We start from the raw sequence: 22,550 nt of genomic DNA on the forward strand, positions 1-22,550 counted from the left end.
TTATTTATTATTGACACTGGGTAGGCGCATCCACATTCTTGACTGAAGGAGGAGCGGCCCGTGCCCGACGAACAATCAGCGCAAAGCAATCCGCCCGAGCGCGTTTCGACCGTGCGCGGGACGAACCAAAGTGGCATGCGCGCCCACAACGAACGACTGGTGCTGTCACTGGTCCGCCGGCACCAGGCGCTCGCCAAATCGGAGCTGGCCCGCATGACCGGATTGTCGGCGCAGACTGTCTCGGTGATCATGCGCCAACTGGAAAGCGATGGGTTGCTGCTGAGGGGCGAGCCACAACGTGGCAGGGTTGGGCAACCCTCCGTGCCAATGCGCCTGAATCCGGATGGGGCCTATTTTCTGGGGCTGAAGGTCGGCCGCCGCAGCACCGAGCTGGTATTGACCGATTTCCTGGGCAAAGTACGGGATCGCGCGCGCGAGACCTATGACTATCCCACCCCCGGTGCGACATTGGATTTCGCCACGTGCACATTGGACCGGATGATAAACCAGATGGCGGCAGCATCGCGTGACCGGGTTGCCGGGTTGGGCATTGCGATGCCCTTCTATCTCTGGGATTGGGCGCAGACCCTGAATGTCCCACAAGAAAGGATGGATCCATGGCGCTCAGCCGATCTGCAAGCCAGTCTTTCCCAAGCGCGAGACATCCCCGTCTATTTGCAGAATGATGCCACCGCGGCTTGCGGGGCAGAGTTGGTGTTCGGGCCATCCGAAAGGCCGCGGAACTTTCTGTATTTCTACATGGGGTACTTCATTGGCGGGGGAGTCGTCCTGAACGGCGTCATTTTTTCCGGGCGCGGGAATGCAGGCGCCTTGGGTCCGTTGCCGGTTCCCGTCGGCTCGGGCGAAGTCAAACCCCTGATCGATGTCGCCAGCCTGTGCGTGCTTGAGCAGAAGCTTGTCGCCGCAGGGCTGGATCCCTTCCACATGTGGGAGACCCCGGACCATTGGGACATGCCGGACACGCTTCTCGAAGCATGGATGGACGAGGCCGCGAAAGGTCTGGCCTATGCGATCCTGTCTTCCTGCAGCCTGATCGACTTTGAAACGGTGAAAATCGATGGCTGGATGCCCGAGAGCGTTACCGCGCTCTTGATCGAACGTGTCGAGACGCATCTCTCCCGGTTGAACTTTACCGGGCTCGAGCAGCCCTCGGTTCTGGCCGGGTCGGTGGGTCCGGATGCCCGCGCCCTGGGGGCAGCCAGCCTGCCTCTGTCGGACAGATATCTTGTCGAAACCTGAGCGACAGCCGCGAACCTCCAAGAGTATTGGCGAGGTTTCGCCTGACGAACGATCACAATGCCCCCGCCAACCCTTCCCCGCACAGCCGGTCTAAGATATCACAGACACGGCGCCAGCACTGTTTGGCGGGCTGCAGGTACCACGTGTTCAGAATGAGGTTCTATCATTGAAACTGCGTCACCTTTTACCCGCCCTTATCGCATGTTCAGCCCTCCCCTTTGCGGCCAGTGCGCAATCATCTGACGCCGATGGCGCAGGGTTGTCACTGGAACTCAACGCGGCGCAGGATGTGGGGCAGGCCTGTCGGCTGTCATTTCTGATCACCAACGAAACCGGACAGGCGATCGACAAAGCCGTTTTCGAAACCGTGATCTTCGACACGCAGGGTTCGGTGATAAAACTGTCTCTGTTCGATTTTCGGGATTTGCCGCAGGAGCGCCCGCGTGTGCGCCAGTTCGACCTGCCCGACAGACCATGCGCAACGGTCGGGCGCGTTCTGATAAACGGAGCCAGTTCCTGCGTAACAGGCGGTTCCGAGAGTGATCTTTGCAATTCGGCCCTTTCGGTGACCAGCCGCTTGGAAATGGAGCTTTTGGGATGAACATCTTCAACGCGCTTGGCCAGATCCTTGCACTAGGCGGGCCAGTAGTGGCGATCCTTCTTGTGATGTCGATCCTGACCGTGGCGGTATCGATCTACAAGCTCTGGCAGTTTGCGGCCTGTGGCGTCGGCCGCCACAGGGTGCTGTCCCAGGCATTGGCGGCCTGGGATGCCGGAGACCACGACACTGCGCGCGAGCGTCTGGCCGCCAGCAGCAGCTACCTTGCCCCGATCGTGGGTGCGGCAATGAACGCCCAGGATACGGCGGGGCTGGACGAACGGCTGGACGCCGAAGCCGGACTGGCGTTGGCCGGGCTCGAGCGCGGTTTCCGGCTTTTGGATACGGTCGCGCAGTTGGCCCCGTTGCTGGGGTTGTTCGGTACGGTTCTGGGCATGATCGAAGCGTTCCAAAGCCTGCAGACGGCCGGGGCCGGTGTGGATCCGTCGCTGCTGGCTGGTGGGATCTGGGTTGCGCTGGTGACGACTGCGGTGGGTCTGGCGGTTGCGATGCCCACATCCATGGTCCTGTCCTGGTTCGAAAGCCGTACCGCGCGCGAGCGGGTGTTCGCAGACAAGGCCTTGCGCACGATTCTCGTACCGACCCAGGCGCTGCCTACAGCAACGACAAGCACCGCGTTTGTCGCCGCGCCGGGACATGCGTAACGCGGCCCCATTTGTTCGGCGCGCCATGTCGATGACACCGCTCATCGACGTGATTTTTCTGCTTTTGCTGTTCTTCATGCTAACGTCGACCTTTTCGACATTCGGAGAAATTCAACTCAGCAGCGCAGCCGCGGGCCCATCAGAGCCCAGCGCCCCGTCGGATCGCGCATTTGTGCAATTGGGGGCGAACCGCGTGGTGCTGAACGGAGCACCGCTCTCGCTGGATGAATTGGCACAGGCACTGCAGCCCGGGCAGGTGCTGGTCAGTCTTGACGGCGACGTCAACGCCCAACGGCTTGTTGACTTTCTGGTGAAATTGCGCGGCCTCGACGGTCTGTCGGTAACGGTTCTGGAGTGACCCCATGATCCGCCACGACCGCCCAAGCCGCAAGCGCGACTCGACCATTCCGTTGATCAACGTGGTCTTTCTGATGCTGATCTTCTTTTTGATCGCCGGAACCGTTGCTCAACCGTTGGACCCGGACTTGGAACTGGTCAACACATCCGATCTGGATGGCCGCGAACCACCCGATGCTCTGGTTCTTCACGCTGACGGGACGCTCAGCTTTCGTGGAACACCGACGGATCCGCAGACCTACATGACCGGCCGGGGGGAAGAACCCGTGCGGATCGTGCCTGACCGGAACGTTTCCGGGGCACGCCTGATCGAAGTCACCGGCGCCTTGCGACGTCTCGGCGCCACCGCAGTCTTTGCGGTGACCGAACGGGCGCTCGAATGATCCGGGAATCTCTGTTTGTCGCGGCGCTGGCCGTTGTGCTTTCGGTGCTGCTCCACCTTTTCCTGCTGCTGCCAGCCGCGCGGGATTCTGCGGAACCTGCGACGGCCGGTTCGCAACCGGACACGGTTGCCTTGGGCAACGCGTTCGAGGATCTGGCGGAAACCGCGACCCCGCCCGAGCCGCCAACCCCCGCAGAAGAGCCCGAGCCCGATGTCGAACAGCCGACAGAGCCGGACCGGGCCGAAATACCCGTCAGCGAAACACTGGTCGCCTCGTCGGACCCGCAAAAGGTCAACTCGCCTGATATCGGACAAACCAACCCGGTGCAGCCTGATCAGCCCGTTCCGGAAATAGTTGAGCCGGCGGACTCGGCCGAAGGTGATCGGCAGGCCGCCGATGAGGTGGATGAAACACCCCCCGTCCAAGCCGAAACGCAGTCCGCAGCGGCGCCCGAAGCACCGGTCGAACCCATAGAGGACCCGGTTTCGGAACCAGAGCAACTGGCAGCCCTGCCGGCCCCCTCGCCGATCCCGGACCCCTCAGTGCCGGCGGAGGAGCAGCAACCGGTCGAAAGCGACACCGAAGACGGCGTCTCGGATCTGGCGGTTGCAACATCGATCCGCCCGCGCCTTCCGGACCGGACCCCTGCTGCAGCCCCTGTACCCGACCAAAGGGCCAGCCGGCTCGACAGTTTTGACAACCTGCGATTTCCCAACAAGCAGATCGACTCGCCGCTGACGACCTATCGCCGACAGGGGGTCGATTCCTTCAGCCGAGGAGGCAACTCCAATCAGTCCGGCGGTCGAGGCCCAGGAAACTCGAATGTCACCAATTACGCCGGGCAGGTTCTTGTCCACCTCAACAGAACTCCGCCGGTCTATGTCTCGGTTCGCGGCTTTGCCAAAGTTTTCTTTGAAATCAACCCGGACGGAACACTGGCCTGGGTCGATATTATCGACAGTTCTGGCTCGACCGAGGTCGACAGGGCCGCCAAGGAACAGGTCCGCCGCGCATCGCCCTTCCCGAAACCTCCGGGCGGGGTCAGCCGGAAGCTGTCGTTCTACTTTCAGAACGGCTAATCGGGCCTTTGCTGCGCTGGCCCGAAGCAACTGGACGCAATCAGTCAGTCCAATGATCTTTCCCACGGAGGCTTCACGCCGATCTCGGTGATCAGAAAATCCATGAAGACCCGCACCTTTGGCGACAATACGTTCGACTTGGGATAGATCAGCCAAAGCACGTTGTCTTCCGCCGCCTCATATTCGGGAAGGACATGACGCAACTTGCCCGAGGCAAGCTCCTCCTGAACGCTCCACAGTGAGTTCATCGAGATCCCCGCCCCTGCCACGGTGGCCAGCTTCTGGCTGAGACCGTCATCCATGATCAATGGACATTTCGTGGCTCCGGGATCGAAACTTGCGACAGCTCCCCGGGCAGTTTTCAGCGCCCGGGCCCGGGTGTGGCGAAATGCAATCAGCCGATGATGCGCCAGATCATCCGGCGTCTTGGGCTCTCCGTGGGCCGACAGGTAATCTGGTGCCGAGCAGAGGATGCGTTTGTCATCCGCCAGCTTGCGCCCCTTGAGGCTGGTATCGATCAGCGGTGCGTTCCGCAAAGCAAGATCATAGCTGCCTTCGATCAGATCAAACTGAGCATCCGACAGACGCAGGTCCAGGGTCACACCCGGATGCTGTTCCTGGAACTTTGCAAGGATCGGAGCAATGTAGAGCTGTGCAAACGTGCTGGGCGCAGTAAACCGCAGTGTGCCGGTGGCTTGGGCCGACCCCTGCCCCAAAGCGGCCAAGGCCGCATTCTCCTGCGCCAGAATCTCGCGCGCATAAGGTAGAAACTCAGCGCCCTCCAGAGACAACGATACTTTCCGGGTCGAGCGGTGAAGCAACTCGACACCCAGATGATGCTCCAGCTTGGCAAGTCGGGCGCTGGAGACTGCGGGCACCAAACCCAGTTCGCGCCCGGCGGCCGATATGTTCAGCTTGTCCGCTGCAAGCACGAAAAGACGAAGCGCTTGTGTGTCCATTAGCTTATTATACGCAAAATCCGAAAACTGAAACCTGATATCCGCCGTTTCATCGGATTCTGCAAGTGATATTTCTGGCTCCACGGAAGACAAACCAAATGGAGCCACAAATGTCCGTTCGCCCGAACGTTCAGTCTCAGATCCTCGAAGCCTTCAATTTCCGGCACGCGACAAAGGTCTTTGATCCCGACCGCAAGATCAGCAACGCCGATTTCGAAACCATTCTTGAAGCTGGCCGCCTGTCGCCCACCTCTTTCGGGCACGAGCCATTCAAGATTCTTGTCATCCAATCGCCCGACAAACGGGAGCTTTTGCGCGAGTTTTCCTGGGGCGCCAATGGCATGATGAACGGCAGCTCCGGCCAATTGGGGACAGCCAGCCATTTTGGCATCATTCTGGCCAGCACTGCGGCAACCATGACCGCTGGGTCTGATTATCTGCAGGACCACTATCGCAAGGTCAAACAACTGCCCGAGGACGTCATCGAATTATTCAACGGTGCGTATGGCAAGTTCCAGTCAACCGACCATCGCATCACCACTGAACGCGAGATCACCGACTGGTCCGGCAAACAGGCCTATATCGTTCTGGCCAACATGATGACGACCGCAGCCTTGATGGGTATCGATTCCTGCCCCATCGAAGGGTTTGACATGGAACTCACCACCCAGACTCTGGCCGAGCATTTCGGGGTGGATACCTCGAAATGGAAACCCGCGGTGATGTTTGCCTTTGGGTATCGCGCCAGTGATCCGCAATTCCCCAAGACCCGCCGCCCGATGGCCGAAACCGTGAACTGGTTCTGAGCCAACGTCGATTAAGCCAGGGGCTGCGTCATCCGCAATTCAGTGAGGGTACAGATGCAACGAACCGGTATCGTAAACTATCACGTTCACAAACCTGAACGGCAGGCGTTCCAACTGGACGCCAGCGGCATTGTCGGCAACCTGATTTCGCCGGAACTGTTGCCGACACAGGTGAACCTGACTGATATGCGGACATCGGGGCAACCCCTGCGCTTTGACCCCGACGGCGTCGAGTTTCTGAATGCGCCCAGTGCCATCCGCGATTTTTCCGGGGATCAGTGGAAACGGACCTACGAACACGAGCTCACTCAACTGCTGACCAAAAAGATCGGCGTTCGCGAGGTCGTGATCTTTGACCATACCTTGCGCGTGGACGACCCAAAGGCGACACGCAAGCCGGCGCGCAATGTCCACAGCGATTACAGCGCGGACGGCGCTCGGCAACGACTGGTGGATTTGCTTGGCCCCGAGCGGGCGGCCGAGTGGAGCAAAGGGCACTATGCCTTTGTCAATCTATGGCGGCCGGTCGGTCACCCGATCAACAGCGCGCCGCTGGGGTTTGTCCGTCCTTCGTCCGTCGAACCCAAAGACTGGATCCGGCTTGACCTGATCTATCCTGACCGCAAAGGGCAGATCATGGGGCTTGTCGGGAATGCACGGCATGACTGGGTCTATCTGTCTCGAATGAGCCCGGATGAAATCGCGATTTTCAACATCTACGACAATCGGGGGTTGCCTTCCGTCGCGCACAGCGCGCTCGATATGGTCGAGAACCCGACCGTCACCACCATCCGGAAGAGCATCGAGACCCGCACTTTGGTGCGGTACTGACCAAGGAACCATCATGTTGGACAAAAACCAAAACCTGTCCTTTGCCCCGATCAACAAGGCCTACGGTCAGGTATTTCGACCGGATCAGCTGACGCTCGGGCTGGTATTGCCGCTTGAGGCCTACCCGGTGGGATCCGAGCCGACGATGAAGGGCCACATGAAGGCCGCGCAATTGGCCGAGTCTCTGGGCTTTGCCGCGCTTTGGCTGCGCGACGTGCCATTCAATGTTCCAAGTTTCGGGGACCCCGGCCAGATCTTTGACCCGTTCGTATATCTGGGTGCGCTAGCGACCGCGACGGATCGCATTGCCCTGGGGACCGCCAGCATCGTTTTGCCCCTGCGCCATCCGGCCCATGTGGCAAAGGCAGCCGCGTCGGCGGATGTATTGTCCGATGGCCGTCTGCTGTTGGGTGTGGCGTCCGGCGATCGACCGGAAGAGTATCCGGCAATGCGTCAATCCTTCCCCGATCGAGGTGAGCGGTTCCGCGACAGTGTCGACTATATCCGTGCGACGGCAACACCCTATCCCAAGCATGAAAGCCTGCAGGGGCATCTGCCCGGCGACATTGACCTTCTGCCAAAACCCTCGGGATCGCGCCTGCCGCTGTTGATCACGGGCGGCAGTCGACAATCCCCGGATTGGGTGGCTGAAAACGGCGATGGATGGATGACCTATCCGCGCGACGCGGCATCACAGGGGCGCGCGGTGGCCGATTACCGGAACCGTCTGAAAGCACTGGGGCAACCGGACAAACCGGTGATGCAGTCGCTCTATGTCGACTTGCTGGAAGACCCAAATGCCCCCGCACGTCCCATACATCTGGGGTTCCAGTCGGGTTCGAATTTCCTGCGCCGCTACTTGGCTGAAATACGTGAGATCGGGATGAATCACGTCGCCCTGAATCTGCGCTTCAACCAGGCCGCCATCGAACCGACACTCAAACGCCTGGCGGATACGATCTTGCCGGAATTTTCATAAGGAACGGATCGCATGACCAAAACCATTCTGATCACTGGCGCAACCGATGGTATCGGACTCCTCACCGCCAAGAAACTGGCGGCTGACGGTCACCGTATTCTGTTGCACGGACGGAACACTGCAAAGCTGGAAGCAGCCGCCCAGAAGGTTGGAGGGCAGCCGGAAACCTACAGCGCCGATCTGTCCGACCTATCAGCAGTGAGGTCTTTGGCGGAGGCCATCCGCTCCAATCACGACCGGCTGGATGTGCTGATCAACAACGCCGGCGTCCTGAAGGCTCCGCAGACCACTCTCGAAAACGGTCTCGATATCCGCTTCGTCGTGAACACGTTCGCGCCCTATCTGCTGACCGAACTTCTGCTTCCGATCATTCCCAAGACTGGCCGCGTCGTGAACCTGTCCTCGGCCGCCCAGGCCCCTGTGGATGTGGATGCTTTGACCGGCAAAACGCGATTGGCCGATATGGGCGCATATGCGCAAAGCAAGTTGGCAATCACGATATGGACGCGCGAACAGGCCCGCGCCCTGCCCGATGGACCGGCGTTGATCGCGGTCAATCCGGGTTCGTTGCTGGCGTCCAAAATGGTCAAGGACGGTTTCGGAGTCGCCGGCAACGACCTCAACATCGGCGCCGACATCCTGATCGACGCCGCACTTAGCGATCGGTTCGCGCAGGCGTCGGGCGCCTATTTCGACAATGACGGCGGTACATTTGCAGACCCGCACCCCGCAGCGCTGAAGTCCGAACACGCTGCCGACGTCATGAAGGCCATTCAAGACACTATCCGCCGATACGGCTGAGCCGGGCGCACTCCCGCGCCCTGCCAATCCATGCAAACCCTCGCATCTTTGATGGCGAGAACAGGAGAGGACTGTCCAATGAAATACGAAAATTTCCAGACCTTCGACGTCGCGGTCGAGAATGCAATCGCCACCGTGACGTTCAACTTCGGAGCGGTCAATGTTCAGGGCCAGGAGATGCTGGCCGACCTCAACAGCCTTGCGATGCGGCTGGAGCGGGACCGGGAAACCAAAGTGGTGATCTTCCAGTCTGCGAACCCCGAAATCTGGGTCTGTCATTACGATACCGAGTTGCTCAAGGATCTTTCGACCGAAGCCGTCTCGCGTGAAGACGCCCAGTTGCTGGACCTGCAGTCCGTGTGCGAACGGCTGAGCAAGGTCCCGCAGGCAACAATCGCAAAGCTTGAAGGCTTCGCGCGTGGCGGCGGACACGAACTCGCACTCGCGCTGGACATGCGTTTTGCGGCACGCGGGAAGTTCAAGTTCATGCAGATGGAAGTTGGCATGGGTATCCTGCCCTGCGGCGGCGGAGCTTCTCGCATGGCGCGCCAAACCGGACTTGGCCGGGCATTGGAAATCATCCTGAGTGCGCAGGATTACGATGCCGACGATGCCGAGCGCATGGGCACCGTCAACAAAGCGCTGGATCCCGACGAGATCGGTCCCTATGTCGATGCTCTGGCAAGGCGCATTGCCCAGTTCCCCGCCGAATCCATCAACGCGTGCAAGCAGATGGTCTACGAATCCATCGACAAACCTATTTCCGAGGCGTTGAGAGCCGAGGCCTATTGGCTGTACCAGGCGACAAGCAAGACGCCGGCGGTCAAGCGCTTTCGAATTGCAGATGAACAAGGGCTCGAACATGATATCGAGAACCAGCGAAACTGGAACGAACTGGTCATGAAGGTGCAAGAAATCACCAACTGATCATTGCCGCTTGATCCGCTGAAATCGGTTTCAGCGGATCAAATCCCGCAGCAGGTTTGGGCGTTCCGACTGCAAGGGAGCGGAGGCACGCAGGTCGCCATACTGCGGTTGTCAAAGAACTCATACGCCCATGTTCCGAAGCCGGCGATAGGCCAAAGGTTAGACGGCAGCAGCACCGACGTCCGGGGCGACCGGGCTGATCTGCGGTGCGCGGCGCTTTTCGGTCGCCAACGCGTGGGATCGAATGTGCCGGAACGACCGACAGGCTTACTGAACACACACCCAAAAAACGTTCAGCGGGTGCCTTCCTTGCGCCAAAAGCAGAAGAAGTGCCCCAGAAACCGGATTGGCGTGGCTCCGAGGTTCGACATAACTCGTCTTGATCAACCACGCCTTGAAGCGTGGAGAAAAGTCTCGGTCGGCTCGTAAATCAAAGCCATCAACGTCGATTGGGTCTCTTGGATCACTTGCGCGTTTCCGCCCGAAATCCTGAATACCGCAAATGCCCCGACAAAATCGCCAAATTTGTGGTAGGTTACTCGGTATTAACAAGAAATTTTGGGAGGACGAAAATGAAATACAAAACAAGATCAACGATAATGGCGGCCTTATTTGCTGCAGCTGCCACAGCCGTTTCTGCACAAGATGATCCCCCCATGAACTTCCTGATTATTTGGGGAGATGACATTGGATTCTGGAATATCAGTGCCTACAACCATGGCATGATGGGGTATCAGACACCCAATATCGACCGCATAGCCAAAGAAGGCGCGCTATTTACTGATTGGTACGGAGAGCAGTCCTGCACCGCAGGACGAGCGGCCTTTATCACAGGACAATCTCCCATCCGCACGGGTTTGACCAAGGTCGGCCTACCCGGCGCGCCCGAGGGCATGCCTGTCGAAGACCCAACCATCGCCGGGCTGCTCAAAAACCATGGTTACATGACTGGCCAGTTCGGCAAAAACCATTTGGGTGACCGTGACGAGCACCTCCCCACAAACCATGGTTTCGATGAATTTTTCGGAAACCTTTACCATCTCAACGCAGAAGAAGAGCCCGAAAACCCTGACTACCCCAAGGATGAAGCCTTCAGGGAAAACTTCGGCCCGCGCGGGGTGATCAAGTCGACCGCTGATGGCTCGATCGAGGATACCGGGCCGCTTACGAAAAAGCGCATGGAAACCGTTGACGAAGAAGTCACAGCCAGCGCGTTGGATTTCATGGATAGAGCCGTCGAACAGGACAAACCTTTCTTCCTTTGGTGGAACTCCACCCGCATGCACATTTTCACGCATCTGAAGGAAGAGTCCGAGGGAGTGACGGGACTTGGAGTTTATCCCGACGGCATGGTCGAGCATGATGGGCATGTCGGTGTACTGCTTGATAAACTTGATGAGCTCGGAATCGCCGACAACACCGTCGTGATGTATTCAACCGACAACGGAGCGGAGACGTTCACGTGGCCGGATGGCGGTACGACACCCTTCCGCGGTGAGAAGAACACGCAGTGGGAAGGTGGCTATCGCGTCCCGACGGTCATCAAGTGGCCGGGCGTCATCGAGCCGGGATCGAAGGTCAATGGCGTAGTATCGCATACGGATATGTTGCCTACCATTCTGGCTGCGGTCGGTGAGCCAGACATCAAAGAAAAGCTGCTCGATGGTGGCGTTGAAGCGATCGGTCGCCAATACAAGGCCCATCTTGACGGCTACAATCTTCTGCCGTCGCTCTCAGGTGAAACGGATGAGTGGCCGCGCAGCGAGTTCATCTATTGGACCGATGATGGCAGCGTCGCCGCCTTGCGATACGAACAGTACAAGGTGACATTCCTGAAGCAGAATGCTCATGGGCTTGATGTATGGCTCTCACCGTTTGAAGTCCTGCGCGCACCGATGCTGGCAAACCTCCGCAGCGATCCGTTCGAGCGAGCCGAGGAAGAGAACGCTATGGGATACCAGCGCTGGTTCCTCGAGCATATGTTCGCGATAGCTCCGGCCTCCGCTTTCGTTGGGCAATGGCTGCAAAGCTTCGAGGAGTTTCCGCCAAGGCAAAAGCCCGGCAGCTTCAACCTCGACAACGTCATGGAGGAACTCACGAGCCGTGCCGGGAACCAATAGCACCAAAGGGACGCCGTGAGCTGTGTTCGCCAGCCTGAATTCGCAGACAACTGTTTGTCGAATTCAGGCTGGTAAATCATCCCCTTGGACTGAAGACCAGCGCGGTCCAAGGGAAAGAATGAACGGCGGCTTGATTTCGTTCTGCGGGTATCGAGCGCTGCTTGCTGGACAGAACCCAGAGCGGTTGTTGGAATAACGTACAGGTGCTGCTCCGCTCTCATTCTGTTGCCGGCCTAACTCAACAAGGCAGCAACTGGCTTTTTGGGCTTTCCGCCATGAGAACCAGTCGCCTTTCACTTTCATTCCACTTTTCCTGAACCAATTCGCGCGGAGGAGTTTTCAGACGTGAAAAACCGAAAGCTCTACCTTGGCCCCCTGACCGACAATAGACGCTGGGATATGGTTCGCATCCGCCCCGACGATGTGTTCGTGGTAACACCTCCGAAATGCGGCACGACCTGGATGCAAACCATCGTATCGCTGTTGTTTTCTGGTGATCCCGAAGTTGAAACGGAGTTGTCCGTGAAAATGCCGTGGGTAGACATCCGAATCCGAGAAATGCCTGAAGTCGCAGAACGGCTCGAAGCCATGCAGCATCGACGCAGCATGAAAAGCCACACACCGATGGATGGGTTACCTCTGGATGATCAAGCACAGTACATCTGTGTTTTTCGTCATCCCCTCGATGCGCATTTCTCGTATCGCAAACACGTCAGAAACATTCCAATGACCTGGTTTGACACCTGGTATCCCGAGAACGATGAAGAAGGTATCACATTCCGTCGCTTTCTGGACGGCGGGGCGGAAGGGTTCGATACCGATGCGATGCCACTGGCCCATATCATTCGGCATTACAAAGCTGCTGCGGCGCTTTCCGACCGGCCGAACGTATCGCTTTTTCACTACGCAGACATGACCCGGGACTTGAGAGGAACGTTCTTCAGGCTGGCTGACATCCTGGGCACGACCCATTCAGAGGCAGTCATGGATCAATTGGTTCAAGCTGCGACCTTCGACAACATGAAGGACAAAGCAGAACGCTATGCTCCCTCAGGTGGCAAAGGGTTCTTCAAGTCGGATGCCGAGTTTTTCCACAGCGGAACGAGCGGCAAATGGCACGGGAAACTGACGGCGGAAGAACTGGCAAGCTACGACGCGATGATGGATGCACACCTAGATCCCGAAGACCGAGACTGGTTGGAATATGGCTCTCAGAGGAGCCTCGCTGCGTAGACATCGCCACCCCGGGCGAACCAGCAAAAACCGAAGTTCTTTTTCACGATTGAATATGGAACAGGGTTTCCCGAGGTCGCCAAACTGAGGGGGGCGGCATTCAGGCAAGCATTTCCCCGGGTTGGCCGGCACTTAGGGTTCCGCCTTTGGTCACCTCGACATAGACTCCCATATCCATGTGCCCCATCAACTTCCTAATAAGATAGGGTATTATCAAGTCACGCTCGGCCGTATCCGGGTTCACTTCAGTGGCCGCACACCTTTTCGTACGCGATAGTATCTTCAACTCAACATCGCCAAATCTCAGAACTGATCCAACTGCATCCAACTCGGAAAACGAAGGCAAGCCGTCTATCTCGATGTTCGCGCGGAACCGCGCTGGCTGGATCTCTGCGTTCAGTTTTTCACCCAACTCTCTCACCGACGCGCGATTAAGAACGGATATCGCGTTCATCATTTTTGGTGAGACGACGGACACATCCGTAAACCGGTGAGGAGCAGACGAGACGAATTCCGGCAATTCGGGATCTTTCAAGTCGATCTCTGAAGACAAGAAACTTGCCGCATCCGTCCGGTCTTCTGGTGTTCGCATATTGAAGCTTTGCGTTTTGCCGTTCGCTTTGATCTCAAGATCTTGGGTCTCAAAATCAAAACTCGTCTCGACGCCTGCCAGCGCTGCCTCATTCAACAGAACAACAAAGCGATCTTTCGGCAGTGGCTGAGGGTTCTGTGCGTCGAATCCGGAGTTGTAGCGCGCAAATCCGAACAGGCGATCACCCGGGATCCCCTCCCCTGCCCGCAGCGTCACGGTTTGCATCGGCTCGGCACTCAAGCCTTTGATTGGGTACCGGTTCAATCTGACGATAGAGAGCGTATTCATACGTCTGCCCCTGACCATACGAGTTACGCACGATCCAGAGTGACCCGTGCCGTTTGACGCTATCTCCAATCCTCAAAGGTATCGACCGAATAATCCGCCAGACCTTCACAAGCAGGTGTCGAAAATCGGTTGGCCGCATGATGGCCGTGATTGTGAGCTGGGCCAATTTTGGCGGGTGCGGCCCTTAAATGCCTCACTGCTGAAAATACATGCACACCGACCAAATGGAATAAAATTACATTACATCAGTGGTTTAAAGGAGCACTAATCGTCAACCACCGTCCGCTTGAGGTACGAACCTCAAAAATATCTAGACTTGATGTGCGTACCTCAAATAGCCTTGGAGGTATGCCGCGATTCGCACATCCTCGATTGACGGCAAAAAAAGGGAGGAATGGATGACTTACACAAAACTGGCCTCGGCCAGCGCAATAGTCCTTGCCGCTACTACTCTTTCCACCAAGGCGAATGCTGAAGATCTGACGCTTTGTTGGGCTGCATGGGACCCGGCCAACGCGCTTGTCGAGCTTTCAAAGGAATTCGAAGCCGAATCCGGTCACACGATGAACTTCGAGTTTGTTCCCTGGCCTAATTTTGCGGATCGGATGCTGAACGAGCTGAACTCTGGGGGCAAGCTCTGCGACTTGTTGATTGGCGACAGCCAGTGGATCGGCGGGGGCGCTGAGAATGGCCACTATGTCAAACTGAACGACTTCTTCGATGCTGAAGGCATCAGCATGGACGATTTCGCGCCGGCCACCGTCTATGCTTACTCGACCTGGCCCAAGGGCACGCCAAACTACTATGCGCTGCCAGCGATGGGCGATGCGAATGGCTGGTTCTACCGCAAGGACTGGTTCGAAAACCCCGATATCCAAGCCGCTTACAAAGAGGCGACGGGTCAGGATCTTCGCGAGCCTCAATCGCAAAAAGAACTCCTGCAGATCGCGCAGTTCTTCCAAGGTCGTGAGATCGACGGCAAGACTGTCTATGGCGCAGCCATCTTTACCGAGCGCGGCTCGGAAGGGATCACCATGGGTGTGACCGGAGCGCTGTATCCTTGGGGTTTCAAATACGAAAACACGCCGGGTTCCTATGACATGGAAGGCGCCGTGAACTCGCCCGAAGCGGTCGAAGCTCTGGAATTCTACAAGGAATTCTACGAAACGGCGACGCCTCCGGGATATACCAACTCTTACATGGGTGAGAGTCTGGACGCCTTTAAGTCCGGTCAGGTCGCCATGGCGATGAACTGGTTTGCGTTCTTCCCGGGTCTTTACGCCGATCCCAATACCGGCGGCGACAAGATCGACTTCTTCGTGAACCCACCACAAAATCAGGCAGGTTCGACACTGGGCGGACAAGGTATCTCTGTTGTCAGCTACTCTGACAAACAAGACGCCGCACTTGAGTACATCAAGTGGTTTGCACAGCCGGACGTTCAGGCCAAATGGTGGGAGCTCGGCGGCTACTCGGCCCATAACTCAGTACTGGAAGATCCGGGTTTCGTTGACAGCCAGCCGTTTGCCGGTGACTTCCTGGAAGCGATGGCCGGGGTGCAGGATTTCTGGCAGGAGCCTGCTTATGCGGAACTGCTGCTGGCGATGCAGAAACGCATCCACGACTACGTGGTTGCGGACCAGGGCACCGCTCAAGAAGCGCTTGATCTTCTGATCCAAGACTGGACCGAAGTCTTCGAAGACGAAGGCAAGCTGTAGTCCGGACACAGGCAGGAGCGGGTGCAATCCCGCTCCACCTTCACCCGTGAGTCCTAAACCAACAAGAGCTGGCAAAGAGATGTCTGACAGGACCGTAGATCGCGTTGCGCAGGCAACGCCCGAGCGAGTTGCGCGAAAAATCCGAGGATTATCCGACCGCGCGATCGCCTGGATATTCATCTCCCCAACGATTTTTCTATTGCTGGCGATCAACATCTTTCCGTTGATCTGGACCATCCAACTGAGTTTTACCAACTACAAGGCCAACCGGATCGGGCGCGAGGTCAAAGACGTCGGGCTCAGGAACTACGAACGTATCCTGACTGATTCAGACACCTGGCTGAACATGCAGGCGACGGCACATTTCCTGTTCTGGACGATCTTTTTCCAGGTCCTGATAGGATTTACGCTGGCGTGGCTGATCAACAAGAAATTCAAGGGCAACGATCTTTGGACCACGATCATCGTGCTGCCGATGATGCTGTCCCCGGCCGTCGTCGGGAATTTCTGGAAATTCCTGTATCAGCCTCAAATCGGCCTGTTCAACTACATCGTGTCATGGTTCACGGGCAAGGAACCCTCAAGCTTTGAAATGCTGGGTTCGGTTACTTTGGCCCCTTGGGCGATCGTGATTGTTGACACCTGGATGTGGACCCCCTTCGTGATGCTGATCTGTCTGGCCGGGCTGCGCAGCATCCCCGACTACATCTACGAGGCGGCTGAGATCGACCGGGCCAGCAAGCTGCGGCAGTTCTTTACGATTACCATTCCGATGGTGCTGCCGTTCCTGATGCTCGCTGTGCTGTTTCGAGGGATCGAGAACTTCAAGATGTTCGACCTGGTTGTTCAGCTGACCGGCGGTGGACCGGGATCTGTAACGGAACTCACCTCAATCAATCTCAAGCGAGAGGCGTTTGAGAAGTGGCGGACGGGCTACGCCTCGGCCTATGCGATCATCTTGTTCGTCACCGTGTTCGGCCTTGCGTCGATCTACGTCAAAGCCCTGAACAAGGTGAAACAGAGATGAGCAGTTTTTCCGTCACTGAACCTTCCAACCGGTCCAAATGGATCGCAGGCTTCCTGGTCATCACTTATGCGCTGATCACGATGATCCCGCTGGTTTGGATCTTACTGACCGGGTTCAAATCCCCCGCCGACGCGATCAGCTACCCGCCCAAAGTGGTCTTTGACCCAACGCTCGAAGGTTACGTCAATCTTTTCACCACGCGCACCAGGCAGACACAGGAGTTTCTGGAAGCCAACCCGCCGCAGAACTGGGCCGATGAGATCGTCCGCCAATACGACATGGTGATCGTTGGGCCCTCCAAGTTCGGCGAGCGCTTCATGAATTCGGTCATCATCGGATTTGGCTCGACGTTCTTGAGTATCTTCCTCGGCACGCTGGCTGCCTATGCGTTCAGCCGATTTAAGGTCCCGCTCAAGGACGACCTTCTGTTCTTCATCCTGAGTACAAGGATGATGCCTCCGGTCGCTGTCGCCATCCCGATCTTCCTGATGTTCAGAAACCTTGGGCTGAGCGATACGCATCTGGGAATGATCCTGCTCTATACAGGGGTAAATATCTCTCTGGCGGTTTGGTTGCTGAAAGGGTTCATCGACGAAATCCCAAGAGAGTACGAGGAAGCCGCCCTTATCGATGGCTACACGAGGTTTCAGGCTTTCTACAAAGTGGTGCTGCCGCAAGCCGCCACGGGCATCGCGTCAACTGCGATCTTCTGCCTGATCTTCGCCTGGAATGAGTACGCGTTTGCCGTGCTGCTGACATCTGCAAATGCACAGACCGCACCGCCGTTCATCCCGACCATCATCGGTATTGGCGGCCTGGACTGGCCTGCCGTTGCGGCCGGCGCGACGATCTTCCTGATCCCGGTCATGATTTTCACCATCCTGATGCGCAAACACTTGCTGCGCGGGATTACATTCGGAGCCGTACGCAAATGAGCCAGTTTCTTTCCGGATTGGTGCGGCTCCGCCGCGGTCCATGGGAGATGGTCGCAACCATCCTCATCGCACTGGGTGTCTTCATGCTGATGCAGCCCTTTGTCCTTTGGGCCTTCACTTACTCTTTCATCGTCACGCTGATCGGAACCGTCATGTTCATCATCGTCAGCCATTTCCCGGAGTAGAAATGGCCCAGATCGTAGTCAAAAACGTAAAGAAGATGTTCGGCGATTTCACGGCTGTCCGCGAAAGTTCGTTCACGATTGAAGACGGCGAGTTTTTCATGCTGCTGGGCCCCTCCGGTTGCGGGAAAACGACGACGCTGCGGATGATCGCGGGATTGGAGCTTCCAACGTCGGGCGAAATCTATCTGGACGGCGAAGAGATCAGCCAGCGGCCGCCATCAGAGCGGGACATTGCCTTCGTGTTCCAGATGTTCGCGCTGTATCCCCACATGAACGTGCGCAAGAACATCAGCTATCCGCTTATATCGCAGGGCATGCCGCGTGCTGCTGTCAAAGCCAAAGTCGAAGAAGTCGCGGGGATTCTGGGGATCAACGACATCCTCGACAGCCCGGTGGGTGGGCTTTCAGGTGGCGACAGGCAACGCGTGGCGCTGGGTCGCGCAATTGTTCGCGAACCCAAGGCATTCATGATGGACGAACCTCTTGGCGCTTTGGATGCCGAATTTCGTGAGCACATGGCCGAAGAATTGCGCGCGCTCCACGATCGCATGGGCGCAACCACTGTTTATGTCACACATGACCAACTGGAAGCCATGCAAATGGGCGACAAAATCGTTGTGATGAACAACGCTGTGATCGAGCAATTCGGCACGCCGCAGGAAATCTACGACAAACCGGCCACAATGTTCGTTGCGGATTTTATCGGGTCTCCTTCGATGAACTTCCTGCCGTTTCAAGGAAAGGTCGCGCCTGGCTCGGAAATGGTTCGACTGAATGGCCATGACGAAGCCGTGCCCAAACTGATGGAAGGTGCGGAAGGTGACTTGGTTTTCGGCGTTCGACCCGAGCATGTTTTTCTGTCAGATGCCAGCGCCTACCGTGCCAAGGTGCTGGCCGCAGAATATCTTGGAACCACCCAGATCGTGACGCTGCAAAGCCCGAACGGAGAGTTGAAAGCCCGGATTGATGCACGCGAAACCGTCAATCCCGGCGAGACGGTCGGATTGGAATTCCGTTCGTCTGCAGTGACCCTTTTCGAAAAATCTACCGGACGCGCGTTGAGGTCCGCACTGAACGACGAGGTACTGAGCAATGGCTGAAGTCGTTCTGGAAAACATTTCGAAGTCATTCGGCGACATCAAAGCGGTGGATGATATCTCAATGACGATCCCCAACGGCGCCTTTGTGGTTTTGTTGGGTCCAACGGGCGCGGGAAAAACAACGACGCTGAGATTGATATCCGGGCTTGAGAAACTGGATTCAGGCACAGTTCGCATTGCCGGGCACGACGTCGGGATGGATACACCCGCCCAGCGCGATGTGGCGATGGTTTTCCAGCAATACTCGCTGTACCCGCATATGACAGTGCGTGAAAACCTGTCTTTCCCTCTGCGGTCGCCGATCCTGAAGACGCCAGAGGATGAGATCGCGAGGAAGGTGACCGAAGTGTCGGAGATCCTGCAGATCCCGCACAAGCTGGATAACAAAGCCACCGAACTGTCTGGCGGCGAAATGCAGCGTGTCTCGATCGGACGGGCGCTGGTGCGTGACCCCCAGATCTTCCTGATGGACGAACCGCTCAGCTCTTTGGACGCCAAGCTTCGGGCGGATTTGCGGGTCGAGTTGAAGAGAATTCAGGCCGACCTGGGATCAACCTTGCTTTATGTGACCCATGATCAGGTGGAAGCCATGACAATGGCCACGCATATCGGCGTTTTGGAAAACGGCAGGCTGGTTCAGTACGGTACCCCTCGCGATATCTACGAAAATCCCGGCAGCGTTTACGTGGCCAGCAGGTTGGGTCTGCCACGGATAAACATCCTACCGTCCGAGTTGTTCGGAGGCGACCACAAAGGTCCGCAGATTGGTCTTCGCCCGGAAAACATCGTTGAAGGTGAAGGCAGCGAGGCGCGCGTGATACGCGCCGAGCATCTGGGTGATCAAACACGACTGCACTTGGACCTAAACGGTCACCCGGTCGTGACGTTGATAGATGTCCACCAGGACTATCCATCTGGAAAAATTATTAAAATCCGCCCCCACAACCCATTGTATTTTGACGCGTCCGGCGCGCGGGTGAATTAAGGAGCAAAGCATGGCCCAGTTCCTCAACACAAAAGAAACCCTGGTAACAGATGCCATAGACGGTCTTCTGGCCTCCTCTGGAGGGAGGTTGACCCGGCTGGACGGCTACCCGCATATCAAAGTTGTCTACAGGTCGGATTGGGACAAGTCGAAGGTAGCGTTGGTGTCCGGTGGAGGGTCAGGTCACGAACCCGCCCATGCGGGCTTTGTTGGCGCCGGTATGCTGACGGCCGCAGTCTGCGGCGAAGTGTTTGCATCCCCGTCGGTCGAGGCGGTTCTGGCAGGCATTCTTGCAGTCACGGGTGAGGCAGGGTGCTTGCTGATCGTCAAGAACTATACCGGTGACCGGCTGAACTTTGGGCTGGCCGCTGAACGCGCCCGTGCATTGGGTCGCAAGGTTGAAATGGTGGTCGTCGACGACGACATCGCCCTGCCCGACCTGCCGCAACCACGTGGCGTGGCAGGCACGTTGTTCGTGCACAAAATCGCCGGAGCGCTTGCGGAAAGCGGTGCTGACCTGGACACCGTTGCCAAAGCAGCCAGTAGCACCATCGAAAAGGTTGTCAGCATTGGTATGAGCCTGGACACCTGTACCGTTCCGGGATCTCCGAAAGAAGACAGGATCGCACCCGGCAAGGCGGAACTTGGTTTGGGCATCCATGGCGAGCCGGGTGTGCAGCAAGTCGAATTCTCAAATGCCGTATCGGCCATGTCCACAGTGGTGGAGAAGCTGAGGCAACGGCTTGGGGCCGGGGAATGTGTGGCGTTGGTCAACAACCTCGGTTCCACGACTCCGCTGGAAATGGCTGTCCTAACGCACGCCTTGTCCGAAACCGGTATTGCCCACCATATCATCGGTCCGGCCCCCATGATGACATCGCTAGATATGCACGGGTTTTCTGTTTCCATTCTACCCGTGGATCAGGCCGATTTGTCAGCTCTTGAAGCATCTGTTGATCTGGCCGCGTGGCCCGGGGTCAATTCCATCGACCCGATCAAAGTGGCACCATTGCCTGACGGCCTGACGCCGATCGATCCAATTCCTTCGAACAATCCCACCACAAGGGAAACGATCTCGCGCTTGTCTGAACTCCTCATCAACGCTGAGAAGAATCTGAACGAACTGGACGCGAAATCCGGTGATGGCGACACAGGAAGCACATTGGCGACGGCCGCAAGAGCGCTGCAAGGCAGCCTTGACCGCATGCCGCTCGCTGATTTGACTCAGCTGTTCCCGGCGTTGGGCAATGAATTGAGCCAAACCATGGGTGGCTCCTCCGGTGTGATACTAGCAATTTTCTTCAATGCAGCTGGTGACGCATGTGCCAATGGGGCAACCGTAGCCAAATCCCTGGAAGAAGGCCTGAAACGCGTCAGCCAAGTTGGAGGCGCCAAGGTCGGCGACAGAACAATGATTGACGCCTTGGCACCGGCGCTTGCCGCTCTCCCATCGGGGTTGACCCATGCCGCAAATGCCGCCCGCGAAGGAGCAAACAATACAGCCAAAATTCGCCGTGCGAAGGCGGGCCGAGCAGCCTATGTTCCCGAAGAAAACCTAGTTGGACATAACGATCCCGGCGCTGAGGCCGTTGCCTTGTTGTTCGAGGGCTTGGCGCGGGAGCTTGAGGGCTGAGGAACACGTGGCAGACCAAAAACAAAAACTAGAATTGGTGAAGAAGCCAACCGTCAATGACATCGCGCGGGTTGCGGGTGTCAGTCTTGCGACTGTGGACCGGGTCTTGAACAGGCGCCCCGGCGTGCGCGCAGTAACCGTTCAGAAAGTACAAAAGGCAATTGATGAACTGGGGTATGTGCGCGACACCGCCGCGGCCAACCTCGCACGAAACCGGGTTTACAATTTCCTTTTTGTTTTGCCGGACACCGACAATGAATTTGTGGAAGCGATCAGCAACCAGATCGCAGAGCAATCTCGTGACCAGTTTATCGAGCGGACACGCATTACGATCAAAAGGGTCGCTCCGTTTGAACCGCAGGATATCGTCAACATTCTGGATGCTGTCGACAGTTTGGATGTCGATGGAGTTGCCGTTTTCGGACCCGAAACGCCTTCTGTTCGCGATGCGGTGAGACGGCTCAAGGACAAAGGGGTTCCGGTGGTTGCCTTGGTGTCTGACCTGCCGAGTTCCGAGCGAGACCACTTTGTAGGAATTGACAACGTTTCCGCAGGACGAACCGCCGGTCAATTGATGGGACGGTTCGTGCATCGGGAAGGCAAGGTCTTGGTTCTGACTGGCTCTCGTTTGGCACGTGACCACCTGGAGCGTCGCCAGGGCTTTGATCTGGTTGTAGCCGAGGAGTTTCCGCATCTCGAGGTCGTGGCGTCTGTTGAGGGCCGGGATGACCCGGATCTGATTTACAAGATGATGCCCGAGATCTTCGAAACCTACCCGGATCTGGTCGGAATATACTCGTCAGCAGCTGGCAATGCCGGCCTTATTCAATTCCTTTCGGAAAACAAGCTCAGCAAGGATCTGGTGATCATAGCGCATGAGTTGACTCCGCTTAGTCGAGAGGCTCTCAAGCTTGGCACGTTTGACGCCCTGATCTCGCAAGACACCGGGCACATTGTTCGTTCAGCCGTCCGCCTTCTGCGTGCGACTTCAGACAAAGTCCCATTCAACAAAGCGCAGGAACGTATCCGTATCGACATCTATCTGAGGGAAAATTTACCGCCATAGCGGCTTAGGTTTTGGGGAGGAAA

At 57.2% G+C, this 22,550-nt stretch carries 23 protein-coding genes; 21 read left to right on the top strand and 2 right to left on the bottom strand.

Annotation, left to right across the window (positions count from 1 at the left end; genetic code table 11):
* The first annotated feature begins 135 nt into the window (after positions 1–135).
* The 6 genes from ACR3EK_RS12605 to ACR3EK_RS12630 all read left to right on the top strand — a co-directional run bounded on the left by ACR3EK_RS12605 (position 136) and on the right by ACR3EK_RS12630 (position 4,342).
* The gene (locus ACR3EK_RS12605) at positions 136–1,260 is read left to right on the top strand and encodes an ROK family transcriptional regulator (protein ID WP_480634025.1); all 1,125 of its coding nucleotides are present in this window, start codon (positions 136–138) and stop codon (positions 1,258–1,260) included.
* A 259-nt stretch (positions 1,261–1,519) separates the two neighbouring features.
* Positions 1,520–1,861 carry a hypothetical protein gene (locus ACR3EK_RS12610; RefSeq protein ID WP_254430836.1) on the top strand — a complete coding sequence of 114 codons (342 nt, stop codon included), beginning with the start codon at positions 1,520–1,522 and terminating at the stop codon, positions 1,859–1,861.
* Positions 1,858–2,523, top strand: a complete 666-nt coding sequence (locus ACR3EK_RS12615; protein WP_170361610.1) for a MotA/TolQ/ExbB proton channel family protein — start codon at positions 1,858–1,860, stop codon at positions 2,521–2,523. The genes ACR3EK_RS12610 and ACR3EK_RS12615 overlap by 4 nt, the downstream gene beginning before the upstream one ends.
* Positions 2,524–2,554: 31 nt before the next feature.
* The gene (locus ACR3EK_RS12620) at positions 2,555–2,881 is read left to right on the top strand and encodes an ExbD/TolR family protein (protein WP_170343537.1); all 327 of its coding nucleotides are present in this window, start codon (positions 2,555–2,557) and stop codon (positions 2,879–2,881) included.
* A 4-nt stretch (positions 2,882–2,885) separates the two neighbouring features.
* On the top strand, positions 2,886–3,263 hold the full coding sequence (locus tag ACR3EK_RS12625; RefSeq protein ID WP_170343511.1) for an ExbD/TolR family protein: 378 nt from the start codon (positions 2,886–2,888) through the stop codon (positions 3,261–3,263).
* Positions 3,260–4,342: an energy transducer TonB family protein gene (locus ACR3EK_RS12630; protein WP_480633555.1), complete on the top strand. Its 1,083-nt coding sequence runs from the start codon at positions 3,260–3,262 to the stop codon at positions 4,340–4,342. Before ACR3EK_RS12625 ends, ACR3EK_RS12630 begins: the two co-directional genes overlap by 4 nt.
* Positions 4,343–4,386: 44 nt before the next feature.
* Here ACR3EK_RS12630 and ACR3EK_RS12635 read toward each other — a convergent pair whose 3' ends face one another.
* Positions 4,387–5,301 carry a LysR family transcriptional regulator gene (locus ACR3EK_RS12635; RefSeq protein ID WP_170408043.1) on the bottom strand — a complete coding sequence of 305 codons (915 nt, stop codon included), beginning with the start codon at positions 5,299–5,301 and terminating at the stop codon, positions 4,387–4,389.
* 110 nt (positions 5,302–5,411) lie between these two features.
* Here ACR3EK_RS12635 and ACR3EK_RS12640 point away from each other — a divergent pair, with 110 nt between their 5' ends.
* The 7 genes from ACR3EK_RS12640 (at position 5,412) to ACR3EK_RS12670 (ending at position 12,998) form a co-directional block, all read left to right on the top strand.
* Complete coding sequence (locus ACR3EK_RS12640) at positions 5,412–6,107, top strand: NAD(P)H-dependent oxidoreductase (protein ID WP_170361616.1); 696 nt, start codon at positions 5,412–5,414, stop codon at positions 6,105–6,107.
* A gap of 54 nt (positions 6,108–6,161) precedes the next feature.
* The gene (locus ACR3EK_RS12645; RefSeq protein WP_480633556.1) at positions 6,162–6,938 is read left to right on the top strand and encodes a CmcJ/NvfI family oxidoreductase; all 777 of its coding nucleotides are present in this window, start codon (positions 6,162–6,164) and stop codon (positions 6,936–6,938) included.
* Positions 6,939–6,951: 13 nt separating this feature from the next.
* Positions 6,952–7,917: an LLM class oxidoreductase gene (locus ACR3EK_RS12650; RefSeq protein WP_170422032.1), complete on the top strand. Its 966-nt coding sequence runs from the start codon at positions 6,952–6,954 to the stop codon at positions 7,915–7,917.
* Positions 7,918–7,929: 12 nt separating this feature from the next.
* Positions 7,930–8,718 carry an SDR family NAD(P)-dependent oxidoreductase gene (locus tag ACR3EK_RS12655; RefSeq protein ID WP_170408051.1) on the top strand — a complete coding sequence of 263 codons (789 nt, stop codon included), beginning with the start codon at positions 7,930–7,932 and terminating at the stop codon, positions 8,716–8,718.
* A gap of 78 nt (positions 8,719–8,796) precedes the next feature.
* Positions 8,797–9,645 carry an enoyl-CoA hydratase/isomerase family protein gene (locus ACR3EK_RS12660; RefSeq protein ID WP_480633557.1) on the top strand — a complete coding sequence of 283 codons (849 nt, stop codon included), beginning with the start codon at positions 8,797–8,799 and terminating at the stop codon, positions 9,643–9,645.
* A gap of 572 nt (positions 9,646–10,217) precedes the next feature.
* On the top strand, positions 10,218–11,765 hold the full coding sequence (locus ACR3EK_RS12665) for an arylsulfatase (RefSeq protein WP_170373386.1): 1,548 nt from the start codon (positions 10,218–10,220) through the stop codon (positions 11,763–11,765).
* Between the two features lie 345 nt (positions 11,766–12,110).
* On the top strand, positions 12,111–12,998 hold the full coding sequence (locus tag ACR3EK_RS12670) for a sulfotransferase domain-containing protein (protein ID WP_480633558.1): 888 nt from the start codon (positions 12,111–12,113) through the stop codon (positions 12,996–12,998).
* Between the two features lie 100 nt (positions 12,999–13,098).
* Here the strand turns inward: ACR3EK_RS12670 and ACR3EK_RS12675 are convergent, their stop codons facing one another.
* A complete protein-coding gene (locus ACR3EK_RS12675; RefSeq protein ID WP_480633559.1) occupies positions 13,099–13,878 on the bottom strand; it encodes an MOSC domain-containing protein in 780 nt (259 codons plus the stop codon).
* Positions 13,879–14,276: 398 nt separating this feature from the next.
* On the opposite strand from ACR3EK_RS12675, the gene ACR3EK_RS12680 reads away from it, so the two are divergent.
* The 8 genes from ACR3EK_RS12680 (at position 14,277) to ACR3EK_RS12715 (ending at position 22,527) form a co-directional block, all read left to right on the top strand.
* Entirely contained in the window at positions 14,277–15,596 is a 1,320-nt protein-coding gene (locus tag ACR3EK_RS12680; RefSeq protein ID WP_093965439.1) for an ABC transporter substrate-binding protein, read from the top strand.
* A gap of 79 nt (positions 15,597–15,675) precedes the next feature.
* On the top strand, positions 15,676–16,623 hold the full coding sequence (locus ACR3EK_RS12685; protein WP_170436750.1) for a carbohydrate ABC transporter permease: 948 nt from the start codon (positions 15,676–15,678) through the stop codon (positions 16,621–16,623).
* A complete protein-coding gene (locus ACR3EK_RS12690) occupies positions 16,620–17,558 on the top strand; it encodes a carbohydrate ABC transporter permease (RefSeq protein WP_010442361.1) in 939 nt (312 codons plus the stop codon). The genes ACR3EK_RS12685 and ACR3EK_RS12690 overlap by 4 nt, the downstream gene beginning before the upstream one ends.
* The gene (locus ACR3EK_RS12695) at positions 17,555–17,743 is read left to right on the top strand and encodes a hypothetical protein (RefSeq protein ID WP_480633560.1); all 189 of its coding nucleotides are present in this window, start codon (positions 17,555–17,557) and stop codon (positions 17,741–17,743) included. The genes ACR3EK_RS12690 and ACR3EK_RS12695 overlap by 4 nt, the downstream gene beginning before the upstream one ends.
* Positions 17,744–17,745: 2 nt before the next feature.
* Positions 17,746–18,843 (top strand): ABC transporter ATP-binding protein, encoded by a 1,098-nt coding sequence (locus tag ACR3EK_RS12700; RefSeq protein WP_170368062.1) that lies wholly within the window; start codon positions 17,746–17,748, stop codon positions 18,841–18,843.
* A complete protein-coding gene (locus ACR3EK_RS12705; RefSeq protein ID WP_170526354.1) occupies positions 18,836–19,828 on the top strand; it encodes an ABC transporter ATP-binding protein in 993 nt (330 codons plus the stop codon). Before ACR3EK_RS12700 ends, ACR3EK_RS12705 begins: the two co-directional genes overlap by 8 nt.
* 10 nt (positions 19,829–19,838) lie before the next feature.
* Positions 19,839–21,461: a dihydroxyacetone kinase subunit DhaK gene (locus tag ACR3EK_RS12710; RefSeq protein WP_480633561.1), complete on the top strand. Its 1,623-nt coding sequence runs from the start codon at positions 19,839–19,841 to the stop codon at positions 21,459–21,461.
* A gap of 7 nt (positions 21,462–21,468) precedes the next feature.
* Positions 21,469–22,527, top strand: coding sequence for a LacI family DNA-binding transcriptional regulator (locus ACR3EK_RS12715; protein WP_170366378.1), 1,059 nt, complete (start codon positions 21,469–21,471; stop codon positions 22,525–22,527).
* Positions 22,528–22,550: the final 23 nt, after the last annotated feature.

The sequence above is a fragment of the Ruegeria sp. BC8 genome (assembly GCF_056535705.1).